Source organism: Aquimarina sp. KJ22-3 (assembly GCF_055808215.1).
Genome location: NZ_CM147859.1, coordinates 4505811 through 4519542 on the forward strand (window position 1 = coordinate 4505811; position 13732 = coordinate 4519542).

Genomic DNA, 13732 nt, shown 5'->3' on the forward strand with positions numbered 1-13732 from the left:
TGTGTCTATTTTGTATTGTTTTTTTATCTATTAAAATGCTACCAATCAACAAATACGAGTTTGTCTTTCCAGGGTAACTTTATCACACTTATATTCCATGGCAACCGATCCAAAAGAATATCTTGAGTTTTTCTTTCTATAACCACTTTAGGATTCTCTCCGTTTAAAAATAGTTTCCCAGGGCGTTGTAAAAATTCATGCTGTAAAAGATCGGTTGAAGCATTTTTCAATACTCCCCAATTATCTAAAGTAGCTTGCAGTAAATCTCCACAATGCTGTATTTGTTGTTCGGTTAGTTCAATATTTCTAGAAATAGGCGCATAAATAGGTATCCCACACAAGAATTTCTCAAAAATCATTTGGTGCTCCTGTTGCCCCTGTCTTTTGGTGGCTAGAAAATGCAGTAAATGCGCTGCTAGCTCTTTGTTTTTGAGCTCATCAGTTTTATCCAAAAGCTCACAATGCTCAAAGAAGTGTTTTAAATATGGGTGTAATACAATTAATCCTGCATTAGCGATATAGTATGATGCTTCTTCGGTAGTTTGAATCTCGTTGTTTCTAAGGAAATCTATATTCGATGGTATCTCAAACTCCTTTTCTGTAGCTGTTAACTCCTCCTCTTCAAGGTATTCTGACACCTCTCTTTTCTTATCTTGGTTTTGAATAGGTTCCTGAAGTTCCTCTTCTTTCGGATCTCTTAAATTTTTAGCGTTCACAATAGCATCATCGATTTCAGATTTACTTCCTGAGCTATTTGCATTTTGATTATCGCTATCTATTTCCAAGAGTTTTCCGGTTTCAGACAATCTTTTGATGGTATTTTCTATCCAAAATGATCGCAATCTTTCTTCTCGGTTTTGTTGTTGCTGTAAGTTGGTTAATCTAGCATATAGTGCTTTGGGTTCTCTTGTTATCAGGAAAATGATAATCTCTTCCCAGACCTTCTCTCTATATGAAATTTCTTCTTTAAAAAAGGACAGCATTTCTTGGCTAAACAATTCATCAAAAGTTATGACATACTTGGTAGTTGCAAAAGCCTTTTGCAGTATCTGAATCAATACTTTATCCGGAAATTGTTTGATCAGTCTTCGTCTATTATTGGAGTGTTGAATACTATCAACCAGTCTATTCTCAAAACCAGAAACACCAATTATTTCCTCTATTTCAGAATCATTAAATAATGTCTCAGGATGTTGATGTTCCCACCAGGGGGTTGTTCCTTTTTCAAGAAAATAAAAGAATGATCTAAACTTGCTTGTTTCTTTACTTACAAAACCAGATTCTTCTTCTTTTTGAACTCCTTGCTGCTGACTGATTTTCTTTTTTACTTCTTTCTCTATGGTTTTGATTAGTGTCTCCTCTAATTCATCAAATGATAATTCTCCATCAAACTTTAGATCTACATCCAATTTTTCAATTTGTATGCTGTCTGAAGTAAATGAATGATCCAAATCCTTGAAATACAATTCTAATTTGGGGAGTATCTTTTCTTTCAAAAACACATCAAGATTATCTTTGATATCATACGCCTGCTCTCTGGATGTTGTATTCAACTCCAGATACATTTTATTGATGATATGTTTTTTTCGATACTCATCTAGCAGATGTATTTCATATTAAGCATTAAATTGGCAAACTCTTTTGGGTAATTTTTGAAAGCAAATTCTATAACATCCGTAGATACTTCCTTCATTCCTTTGTAGTGCATCAAATGCGTATATCCGGTTTTATCGATATGATTAATGTCTGAAGGAGCGATATAAAAACTCTCTTCAAGATGTTTAGAGCGCCCTACGTAGCTTTTGATAATATGATCTAACTTATGATCACTCACCGAATACACATAATCATTGTGGGTAGGTTTATTTCTGGGATAATACTCATAAATCTGATCTGTTTTACCGTGCTCTTGAATGGTTTTGAAAACATAAGTCTGCTCCAAAAACATCGTAAGCTGAGCGGTATGATAATCATCAAACTGTAAATACTGATTTTGATAAATGGTCGAGAAATAGGCTTCGTAATAGTCGTAGATTATTTTTCTATCGGTACATCTAAACAATCCCATATTCAAAAACCTTAAATCCTCATTGGCATACTCATACTGAAATTTCACTCCTTTATCCAAAAAGTAGTGATACAAGCAATACGGGTGAGAGTTTAGTCCCTCGTCGCATTGCACGATAATCTCCTTATTTTTTATGGGCCTGGTAATAAACACATCATAATCCATATACAAATATCCTGGTAGCAAATCTGCCAACATTTTGTATCCCAAAATTTTAGCATCCACAAAACAAGAAAGCTCACTCATTTGCCCTAATTCGTTATAAATCACATCGTACGGAAGCTCCAGTTGCCGAACTAGTTCTCTACCATAATAATCTGTCATTATATGTACTTCGCCATATACCTTTTTGATCATCATAGCACTCAAAAACATATGAATACACGATTGAAACTTATCGTTATTTTGATCAAATGGCTTAGTCCAAAGTAATTGTACTGGCGTCATGAACCTTTATTTTTGTTTTGTTATGATTTACTTTGAATAATTCGATATTGATTACCTTGTCTTTATTAGGATACAATTCGAAGTTTATTTTTTTATTCTGGTGATCCGACTCATCATGCGAGTATTCTTCGGCTTCAGTTTCTGCATGCTTCCGTTCATTTACAGTTCTTAAGGCATCGTCATGTTCAATAACATCACTGCATAAATGACCTGGTGCTGCCAGTTGTCTCACTCCCATCTTTCTTAGCCTCAACGTAAACTCTGTATCTTCGTACCCATAGGTTTCTATCTTCAGGTTATATCCTCCGATTTTCTTAAAATCTTCGCGATGGACCATGATTCTACCAAAAGACCCTCCGGTACATAGAATTGAAGGACGTAAAAAGAAGTTTTTCTCTTTTCCAATAACTGAAAGACAGTAATTGAGATAACTACTACTCACAAAATTATCCGCATCAATATTGATTAAATACTCCCCCAAAGCCAGGTAATGAACCACATTTTTGGGAAGGGATCTATGATAGTATTCGGCAGTGTAATTTTTATAATAAATAATTAGTCCCTCTCTCACTCCTTCAATAAACCAATCCTGGCTAAACAGAAAATCTTCAAGTCCATCGGTAGAGTTGTAATCAATTACATTGATATCAACCTTACCTTTAAATTTTTTCACCACTTCCAGGTTGTGTTTCAAGGTGGTAATCAGATGATCAAAACGGTTCATTACCACAGTACACAAACTAATTTTGATTTTATTATCCGAAAGTGATTTAGCACCTATCAAGTGATCATACTCTGGGAATTCGTTGGCGATAAGATGTTTGATCTGTTGCTGTACCGGTTTGGTGTATTTGCTTAAAAAGGTAAGATGAGTATATCCAATTCTTTTTGCTTCAATTTGAATCCGTTCATTTTTTAGTAGCAGCGTTTCTACTGTTGCTTTTTGAGCTTTGGCTACACAATACAACAGATATTGATCAATGATTTTGGATATATCGGCATTGAAAAATCGTATTTTGTTTGAGCTACGATTGATATGTAAACATTTCAGAAAATCTTTAACGTAGGCATCTCTAAGTTTAAGATTGTTAAACCCAATTACTGCCGTATTGTATACTTTGTAATGGGTTCTATTCAGTTCTTCGATATAAAACGGACTATTGTCTACAATCCACTTAAAATTCTCAATTTGATCCCATCGAACTTCGTTCCCGCTAATTGCATTTTCATCAAAAGAAATATCATCCAAACTTTGAACAATCACATCTGACTGGCAGTTTTTGATCATTGCGGCTACTTCTTTTTTTCGTAGCATCACATCCCAATCCATATGCACAAAGGGTTTGGTTTGTTTGGAGATCGCCAACATTTTACCTTCGATCCATGAACTTCCCTCAAAGCTTAAAAAAGTAAGATCAGTAGACAAATCATCTATTGGCAGTTTTTCAAAATAGGGAGCACTATCCAGATCTGTAACAATTTCAACTTCGAACCCCCATTTTTTTGAATACAACACAGACAGGTACAAACATCGTAGAGACGATTGTATAATATCTTCGAGGTCTAGTCCCTCTCTATATTCCTTCCACCTTTTTGTGAGTGGAGCTGTCCAAAAACTGTATACAATTCTATTCATCAATTACAGATATCTTATTTTGGTTTATTATTTTTTCAAAAAAGAGCTGGTTCTGCAAAAGCCATTCTCTCTTCTATTTGCTTATATTCAGTAAAGAATTTATCCTTTAGTAATTCTTTGATTTTACTTACATTCTTGGGATGATATTTAGATGCTCCAAAAAGATGTGCATAACCAAGGCCGTTGGCATAAGAAGACTGTTCCTCATGGGATTCTCCATTAATTAGAACCGTTGGTTCAATTTTTTTGACGGATAACAAACTGGCCAGATTATATTGTTCTAACAACAACCCAGGCTCTATGTACCATCCTTGCTGATCCCTGCTATTTTTAAAATTCTTAAATGCGGCTTTGTTAATGGTTAAAATGTGTTCAAGTTCTTTGAAGCTTTGCACAAAATCATCTCTTATATCCAGGTCTTTAAATCCAAGAATACCACACCCCCAGGCATATCTTAATTCATTGTTCCAAAACCTCAGGCCTTTGCTATAGGCATCAAAAAAAAGTACCAGTTCCTTATAATTATGAAAACCTATGTCTTTGCGTTCTACTAAAACTTTATCAAATTCGAAAGCAATATTCTCCTTCAAAAAAATATCAGTATCTACGTGTACAAAAGGTTGATTTTGATTTTGGATAGCGTATACCTTGGGTTTCATCCACAACTCTGCATCCTCTTCAAAATTGACTAAGGTTACATCGCATGGTAAATCGCTTAACAAATCATACCCAATTTGATCTACATACAGTTCGATATGATCGTACCACAGACTACTGTGCAAAATACTCGCAGCCGTCATATAAATGGTGTCCATAAGCTTATTTCCCATGTTCCATCTGTTATTGATGATAGGGTAAGTAGATAGACTGTATATGATTTTAAGTTGTTCCAAGCTATTATAATAAATCTCCTATAGACATAGATAAAATATCATCATCCCCGGCATTGAGCCTTCTTACATCACCCGTATACCCATAATAGTAGGGTACTCTATCAAAAGTGATGGATTCTATCGGGACATTTACATTGCAAAAACCTCTGGTAACAGTTAAAACTGGCGAAACCGTATTTGCCTGATTTACCGGAAGGCTGTATACTTTTACTACCTGACCCAGTACATTTGGCTGTGTATTGGAAATAGGAGAGCCATCTCCAAAATCCCATCTAAATTCATTTATCGTATTGATCTCTCCTCCGGTAACCGTAAAAGTTACTGTAGCCGTAGCTCCATTATTACTGTACGCGACAGTGTGGGTAACTCCTAGTTCAGGTTTTTCGTAAACTTTTACCCCAAAATTGGCGTTTTGATTATTCACAATGAATCGTATACTAAATCCATGTAATTCTCTGCTTACCCTACGTGCATCAAAAGAGTATGTACCATCTGAGTTTCTTATCACACCTCCATCAAGACCGGCAGGTACATCTGCTCTTACTACAGCATTTCTAGGAACCACATCGAATGGAATAGGTTGTGTATCGTCGTCAAAACAAATCACCTCATCCGGAAGACTCACTTCTACTTCATTTTCATCGCAACACAAGTATGGCAAACAAAAATCAGCAACTATAGGATTTACTGTTCTAGGGTCGATTTCGAAGGCTGCTGTTTCTAAAAATTCTCCCCCTCTGAAAAAGCTACATCTGCTTCACTTACCAAAAACTGCGAATCTGATTGACTGTTTTGTAAATAAAACAGAACCAATGTTCCTCCTGGAGGCACACCTGCTTTATGCTCTAACCCAAAGTTGCGATTGAGATAGAATGATTTAAAATCTCCACCAATAATATCAACATTTTCTATTGGTAATGCCACCACATTAAATCCTAAACTATTTGCCTTTTTGATCGTATTGATTCGTTGCACCACTTCGGTATAGTTTCTCCCCAAATGTCCTTCAACTCGATAAAAATCGTGATCGATACAAAATTCTAAAGGCTTTTTGATAGCTAACAAATTATCATGGTAACTCAAATTCGTTTTTTGTGTACCTCGAATAGTCTTGTCAAAATCCCAGTATTCGATTAACTTTTCTCCTACATTATAATAAAATGGGATTGCTTTTTTACTCAATACCCCCAAATCCATAGTTGGAGTGATCTTTATAAAGTTATAATCTGCATTATAATTGGTCAATTGTTGCGCAGATCTTTTGATTAGCGTAAAAAGACGCTGCTCAGTTTTACTGCTACTATAACATATGGCCAGTTCCTGATTAAATCGGTCAATGACCACTTCGTCTTCTGTAGTTTCTGGACAAAAGATGTTAGAATTGATCAAAATCTCGTTCAAGTTTCTAATCTTAGCTTCCAAATCCCTAAAGTTCTGTGCCAAGAAATAATCTGCAGTATCCAAATCGGTTTCTCCATCTACACTAGGGACCGAAGTTGGAGGAATAATATTCCTGATATTAGTATTGATCTGCCCTACAGGATTGTTATCCAAGATATACAGGAATAGCTTGGTGTTTTCTGAAGCTGGAGTTAAAAGCACATTAAACGCACTGATAGGATCAATCTGTCGTTCCAGAAAACTAGTCTCGTCATTAATGGTAATTACAATATCTGGATTAGGAATGGTAGGATCATTCAAGATCGATTCCTGAACTTTTAACAAACCGGATTTCCAATCATCATTATCTCCTCCACGCGTAGCATATGTTTGTATCCACTGGGTAGTGGCTGGATCTGTTGCTCTTTTATAAATACTAAACAACGAATTATCATTTCTATTGGAAGACATTGGAATTAACGAGATAAATGTATTGGTATCTCGCACTGATTCGACATAAGCATTTAAGGCATTTCTCACATTTTCACGTTCCCGGCTGAAAGAGCCCGACTCGTCCATCACAAATACGATGTGATAACTTCGGTTCCCGTCAGAATCTACACTTCCTTCACAAATAGGATCATCACCGGCATCACCAATATCATAGTCCAATTCTATGGGAGCACAACTATCGCATGTTGTAGAGGTAAGACCTGCAAGTATCGGTGACTTGTAAAATCCATGTCTGCATTCGTAGCAAGGTCCAGATTTTTCTACTTCTCCCAACATCAAATGCTTAGGAAAGTCTTCGTACCCCGCACAACAATCTGATACATCGATGTCGAGTAGCAGCTGTTTGATCTCGTTATAGGTATCAACCTGGTCTTTTAATGCGTCATACCGATACTGAAAATCATCTGGAATTTGAGCTGTCGAAAACACAAAAAGCTCCGCGAGTTTATCTTGTATAGCACTTAGTAATTGTGGTGCATCCAGTTCATTTAACAATGTAGTATAACCATCTATCAGTTTCTGAACTGTATTGTCTTCGGTTATGGCATCAAAAAAACTTTGTTTTAGGTCTGCATAGGTATCAAATATATCTGGGGTAGCTACTACTTTGTTCATGACTACTTCTGGTAGTTCATAATACAACTTACCATAGTTGGTTTTTTGTATGGTTGGGTCGTGACTAATGATATAAGCAGCATCCGTTTTGCTTACCAACAACACTCGATGGTTCACAACTCTGCTTTCTCCCTGATTATCACACCCCAGCGTAGTACATAAATCTGCATCTTCGATATAAGTCTCTCGATAGAGCAGAACCACCATATCTTTGAGCGTAGCCAAATTACTTAAAGGTCTTACCCCTTCTCCACTTGTTGTTGTGGTCAATTCCCGAAGTGTAATTTGATTTTCCCCTCTGTAAAAAAATGGTCTGTATTGTGCCTGGGAGTTATCGTAGGTTTGATATCCTTTGTAAGTGATCGATTCCAGATCAATAGATAAGGTCCCATCTTCTTTGGTTTCAAAAAGATGCATCAAATCTCCATCGGTGGTTACACCTATTCCTTGAGTAATGGTAATTTCGCTAGTAGATTCATCGCAGCTTACCTGAAAACCGCAGACAATACCAACACCACTAAGGCAGGTTCTGGACAATCGTATTTGATCATCAAAGTAGTCTACAATTTGGTTAAGATGCCCTTCGGTAAGCACCTGATTTTGAGTAAACCTTCTAAAATTGGTGGTTATTGCCTCTAATGTCGTTGTCATAACCTTATGTGTGTTTTGTTATTGTGTGTCTTTATTATTTATCAATTCGTAACGATTCATATAACTCGATAAAAGCATCATAATCGAAATCTGGAAATAAGTTTGGCATATCTTCTTTAAATCTATTGGTAGTATCTGTACCATAGTTATACTCTTTATTAAGTATGACTTGTTGCCAATATGCGTAACCATAGGATTTCGTGAGCAATTTGAAATATCCTTCGAAATCTATCTTTAATGAATAGAAGGAAATTCCAAAATCGTGATAGTACAATTCATCTAATGAACCATAGTTACTGAAGAAACCTACACAAGCCTCATCAGTAAAATAATCCAACGGTCGAAAAACGCCATCTAATTCGATCTTCTCTGAAGAATTCCCATTAAATGTATACCCTTCTTTCTGATCCAGTTTTACTACCGTCTCATCAAATAGATGCTCTAATTTTAATAGGTTTATTCTCCCATAAATATCTGGGTTGTCATTGCTCTTAGGAGACCAACCATAAGTAAATCCATCCCGCCAAGAATAAAAATCATTTACTGATATAGGCAAAAGACTTTTAAACTTATTAAGATCTTCTAAATTTGTTGGAATCAAAGAATTTCTCTCACTAACCATCACTTTTTTTGCTTTAGCAATTGATGTTACAATTAGCCTTACAGGGTCCAAAAATTTTGATTCTTTATTTTTCTCCATGAAATAAAATTTATAGGATAATTATTCCTTCGCTTCTTAAACGATTCAATCTTGACAACCTTAGAAATGGGACATTATTTGCCAAGTCTTCTAAAGTATTTATTGAATACAATTCAAAAGCTACAGGTATATTCTCTGCGATATTTTCACTAAAAAAGTGTTTCAAATCATTCTCATTCGCTGTTCTCAAATTCAATGGTATATCAGGCCTTCCTATATTCTGTACTTGATAAGCATCTCCACTGGATTGATCAATTACATTTGTAATTGAGGCAGAGAGATTTTCTCCTCCAGCCTTAGCTTCGCCGGTCATAGGATCAAGTTCAACAGCTGTCGCAGTCAGTCTGGTAGGAACAAACTGTTCTGCAAGTACAACTTCTCTTTTACTTCCTTATCAACATCATTAGATCCCGCTAACTGAGAAAGTAATCCAGCATTTACACCACTATCATAACTAGCAAATATTCTATAAAAGAATACCTGCCCTGATCCTGAAGCCTCGGTTGTCTTAGACTTTAGCGCGTTTTCTATTTGTCCTTCATGGTTGCTATTACCACTTCTTGATAATGGAGTTAAATTTGGCCAAATTCCAGGGCCATGCAATCTCTCACTCAATAAGTGTCCTTTGATGTAATAAGATCCATTTCCAGTTCTTCTCTTATTCAAGGATTCATAGGTATTAGTATTTACACTAGTAGGATTAGATCCTTGCACACCGGGATACGGTACTTTTGACAAGTATTCTATAGTCATAGAAACACCAAATCCTGCGGCATTAACTGCTTCAAATACTGGAACAGAAGATTGCCCTACTTCAAATAAAGTTCTAGTATGGGTTAGCATTTGATTAAATATTTCTCGGATTTGATCTTTAACACTCTCATCGTCCTGATCTACCAAAGTACTTAACTGTTGTACTAGGCTCAATAATTGTGTTTTAGCATTAACTTTATCCGCATTCGAAGTATCAATTTGTAATCCATTAATAAATGCTTGGAAGGTCTTTTTCTCACTAGCGATCATTAACTCATATTCCTCTCCTTCTCTTTCAAAGAATAACGTATGCGTTTCATTTCCAGGTGCTTCAAACTGCTCTCTAAATTCTGACAAATCCAGCTCCTCATCTCCAAAAATTTCAAACAGTTGTTGCAGCGTAGACTTTAAAGTTTCCTGTGCATTTTCTGCTTCTTGATCGGCTTGTTCTGCTTGCTGTATTTCTTGCGCATCACTACTAGTTTCTGCCTCTTGTATTTCTCGATTTGCCTGCTCTCCTTCGGTCTTAGTTTGCGTGTATTGTGATCTGGCTGTTCCTATCAACCCTGTAGCCCTTTGCTGATCGTCTTCTGGTAAAGTATTTACCCTAGACTCCCAACTATTTATCTTGTCTGAAACGGACATTGGCGTACTGGCAATCATGACCTCAACATTATTTCCTTCTACTTGCAACCATGTTCTATGTTGTTGTTCATCTGCCGTAAAATTAATAGTCTTCCCAACCACCGAATCATCTAATTCCTCATCTCCCTTTGTCTCTCCTCCTTCTTCATCTTGGTTTGATCCTCTACCTGTCAACCTTCTAAACAATCTTTTTGCCGCATTCTTAACACGATTCAGTAATCCTACAACTGCATCCTCTATCTTTTTACGAATTTTTTGAATGATCTCCTGTACTTTTTGGGTCAGCCCTGTTATTCCTAATAAAGAGGCTAAGAATCCTATCAATACCGGAATCGATTTCTTTAATGCGTTTTCGATCGCGCTGGCAATAGCACTTACATTCCCCGAAGCCACTGCTTTGACTCCATCGATAAAGGCACGTACCATCTCAATAATCTGGCTGCCCCTCTGGATAAAGAACTTTACAATATCAATAATCAACATGGCAGCCTTGATAAATGCTCCCGCCGGATTAAGCAATCCTAGTATCCATTTGATTCCCGCTTCAACGACCTTAGAGATGATCATATCTCGTATGGCATCCATCACCATTTCTTTCAGGTTATTGAACTGCTCTTTGATATACTCCCAAAGTCCAGCAATACCATCGTTACGCAATATGGTAAAGATTTCGAATGCAGTTTCAACGACTCTTACCACAGGTTCACCAAGTACTCGAACGGCTATACTGCGAACAAAATCCCATGAGATTCCTAAAATTTGAGCCACCAAATCGAAAATTCCCGAAAGGCTAAACAAATTATCTGGTATGGTGATCCCTACACCGCCCAAGGATCCTGTAAGCCAAGCAATAAGTCCTTCCTGCATGTGGGTAAGAATGTTGCTCACAAAATTATTTAACCCTTGGCCAACTCCCTCGATCAATAATCCTAAGAATCCTATTGGATCTTGGACAATAGTGGCAATAACACTTAGTGCAGAACTTAACAGCTCTGTCAACATATTCTTGATATTGATGATCGTTTGGATGACTCCTCCTATTGCATCTAGAGCCATATCGATCAATCCGCGGTTGGCCGCCTGCATCTCTTCGATACGAGCATCCACCTCTTGTAGACTCTCATTATACTGATTGGCCAAACTATCGATCAATTCATCTTGTTTATCATCTACCGATTGTTCCAGTTCATCAAAACGTTCCTGAATACCTTCTGCCGCTTCGCGACCGATATCTTGCAGGTTTTGAGGTAATGACGTTACATAATCCTGCACCTCTTGTTTACCTCTAGTAATTCTATCTTTGGCCGCAGTTAACTCTGTAGCTACAACATCAGCAATATTCGTAATTACCGAATCCATGCGATCGATAAACACTTGTCTCCCATCCACAAAAAATTGATTCACCTCGTCGGGCAATCCGGTAAAGACATCACCAACCCGGTTTAAGAATCCACCAAACCCTCCATAACGCTCGTCGAGATAGGCATCCATCTTACGCTCTACATAATCTTCAAAAGCTTGCTTAGCACGTTCTGCTCCAGCCGTAAACAGATCATTTACTCTCGTATCCAGATCACTAAGGATCGTTTCTACATCGGTCTTGGTATTCTCATAAATGGTATTAATCTCGCCGGCAATACGCTCACGCTCTGCGGTATCTGTTGTACCTGTTTGTACTTGTTGCCCTTCTACCTGATTCAGTAACCCAGCACGATCCTGATGCATCCCTTCCAGGGTTTGCTGACTATTATTTTCAGCTGTATTTTGTGCTCCTTGCAATACGCCTTGTTCTTCGGTTCTGAACTGTCCGGGAGCTTGTGCGGTGTCTTCTCTGGCATCATTTGTAGCATCTAGTGCTCCTACAAATTCTGGTTCGTTGGAGTTAGCTAACTGCTCATCGGTAATTTCATTTTCAGTCATCTGCTGATCCACCTCAGACATATTATCTTGTAGTGGTTGACTTACTTCTGTTTCACCTCGAGCTGGTGGCATTGCATTTTGCGCTCTTACACTGTTAGGAGTGCCACCTATAGGCGCTGGAGGTAGTGCTGTAACCTCTCGTTCTGGTATTGCATCTGTATTAGGCTCTTGAGCTGTTGTAGCAGCAATATCTCCTGCTGCAGCGGCCTGTTCACTCTGTACATCTTGAGTAGCTGCTTCACGAACCTCATCAATATTGTTGTTATTTTCAAAATCGGCAGCTTCCTCTTCGTTAGCTGGCAATTGCATACTCTCGATGCGCTGCATCAACTGCGCTTTGAATGCTTCTGCACTAAAAGTTCCAGCCTCCTGCTCTTCCATCGAATCCACTTGAGCTGCTTGTGCTCCACCAGTACGTTCGTTTGGTGGCGATACCGCTGCTGCTTGTGCACTACCGGCAGATGCAGTAGCAGGTTCATGCTCTTGCTGATCTTCAGCTCTATTTTCTACGCGCTGCTCTAACTGTTGGAAATTGGGATCTTCCTCTGGACTACGCGGCGTAGTAGGTTGCACTTCTTCGCCAGCAACTCCTGCTTCTTGAGTCCCTTGTTCCGCTGACACTTCTCCTTCTAATGGCGGTGCTTCAGTAAGTTCGGTTGCTTCGGCAACTGGAGTTGTAGAAGGTTCTTCGGTTGCTTCAGAAGATACTTGACTTCCTCCAGTATTCGTTGTTGTAGATTCATTTTGAGTCGCTGGACCAGATGCCCCTTGCTGAATGGTGTGCGTTAGCTCGTGCGCTAATAACGTCTGGCCCTCAGTAGTCGCGGGATTAAATCGATTTTGATTAAAATGAATATCGTTTCCATTGGTAAATGCCTGTGCTCCCAATGTTTGGTTCATCGTAATAGACTCGCTTCCGGTATGTATTCTTACTCCGCTAAAATCAGCTCCAAAACCAGATTCCATTTGAGTTTGTACTCCCCCAGGTAATGGAGATCCTTGTCCTCTGGTATTTCTAATGGCACGACCAATGTTAGACGTAGTATTTAAGCCTGTATTTCCGGGGTTTTCTCTTGCTTGTACTTCTTCCTCTTCTTGAAGTTGCACATCTTCTTCAGCCATCATCTGTACTTCTTCCTCCTCTTGCATTTGTACATCCTCTTCTTCCTGCAACTGTACTGGCTCCTCTTCTTCCATACGCTGAAGAGGTGAAGTTCCTGACAAATAGGTTAACGGCTGGATACGTTCGGCAATGGGTTTTTCCTGAATTTGCTCGTCTTCGGACATGGTTTGCACCGAAGCTGGAGTGGCAGTAATGTTTGATGCAGCACCCTGTTGTTGTTTATTTACCACTTGATCAGCTACCTGATCTGCCTCTACTTCATATTTATCGCCTGGTTGCCCTACCTTTACCTTGGGTTGCACAAACAAGTCACCCCCGTTTTTTGGTTTAAAAACGGAAGGCGTGTTATTGTCCTTGGCGGTATGTGCTGTTTTTGGCGAAAACATAT

Annotated in this window: 9 protein-coding genes; all 9 read right to left on the reverse strand. The window is 38.1% G+C overall.

Annotation, left to right across the window (positions count from 1 at the left end; translation table 11 throughout):
* Window positions 1-38 precede the first annotated feature (38 nt).
* The 9 genes from AC0L3Q_RS20705 to AC0L3Q_RS20745 all read right to left on the reverse strand — a co-directional run bounded on the left by AC0L3Q_RS20705 (window position 39) and on the right by AC0L3Q_RS20745 (window position 13730).
* The gene (locus AC0L3Q_RS20705) at window positions 39-1610 is read right to left on the reverse strand and encodes a contractile injection system tape measure protein (protein ID WP_473286990.1); all 1572 of its coding nucleotides are present in this window, start codon (window positions 1608-1610) and stop codon (window positions 39-41) included.
* Entirely contained in the window at window positions 1598-2515 is a 918-nt protein-coding gene (locus tag AC0L3Q_RS20710; protein ID WP_473282518.1) for a DUF6734 family protein, read from the reverse strand. The genes AC0L3Q_RS20705 and AC0L3Q_RS20710 overlap by 13 nt, the downstream gene beginning before the upstream one ends.
* Window positions 2487-4151 carry a DUF6734 family protein gene (locus AC0L3Q_RS20715; RefSeq protein ID WP_473282520.1) on the reverse strand — a complete coding sequence of 555 codons (1665 nt, stop codon included), beginning with the start codon at window positions 4149-4151 and terminating at the stop codon, window positions 2487-2489. The genes AC0L3Q_RS20710 and AC0L3Q_RS20715 overlap by 29 nt, the downstream gene beginning before the upstream one ends.
* 35 nt (window positions 4152-4186) lie before the next feature.
* Entirely contained in the window at window positions 4187-4981 is a 795-nt protein-coding gene (locus AC0L3Q_RS20720) for a DUF6734 family protein (protein WP_473282522.1), read from the reverse strand.
* A 67-nt stretch (window positions 4982-5048) separates the two neighbouring features.
* On the reverse strand, window positions 5049-5669 hold the full coding sequence (locus tag AC0L3Q_RS20725; RefSeq protein ID WP_473282524.1) for a hypothetical protein: 621 nt from the start codon (window positions 5667-5669) through the stop codon (window positions 5049-5051).
* Between the two features lie 95 nt (window positions 5670-5764).
* Entirely contained in the window at window positions 5765-8203 is a 2439-nt protein-coding gene (locus tag AC0L3Q_RS20730) for a vWA domain-containing protein (protein WP_473282526.1), read from the reverse strand.
* Between the two features lie 34 nt (window positions 8204-8237).
* The gene (locus AC0L3Q_RS20735) at window positions 8238-8903 is read right to left on the reverse strand and encodes a hypothetical protein (RefSeq protein WP_473282528.1); all 666 of its coding nucleotides are present in this window, start codon (window positions 8901-8903) and stop codon (window positions 8238-8240) included.
* A 10-nt stretch (window positions 8904-8913) separates the two neighbouring features.
* Window positions 8914-9216, reverse strand: a complete 303-nt coding sequence (locus AC0L3Q_RS20740) for a hypothetical protein (protein WP_473282530.1) — start codon at window positions 9214-9216, stop codon at window positions 8914-8916.
* Window positions 9217-9242: 26 nt separating this feature from the next.
* Window positions 9243-13730 (reverse strand): eCIS core domain-containing protein, encoded by a 4488-nt coding sequence (locus AC0L3Q_RS20745; RefSeq protein ID WP_473282532.1) that lies wholly within the window; start codon window positions 13728-13730, stop codon window positions 9243-9245.
* Between the last annotated feature and the right edge of the window lie 2 nt (window positions 13731-13732).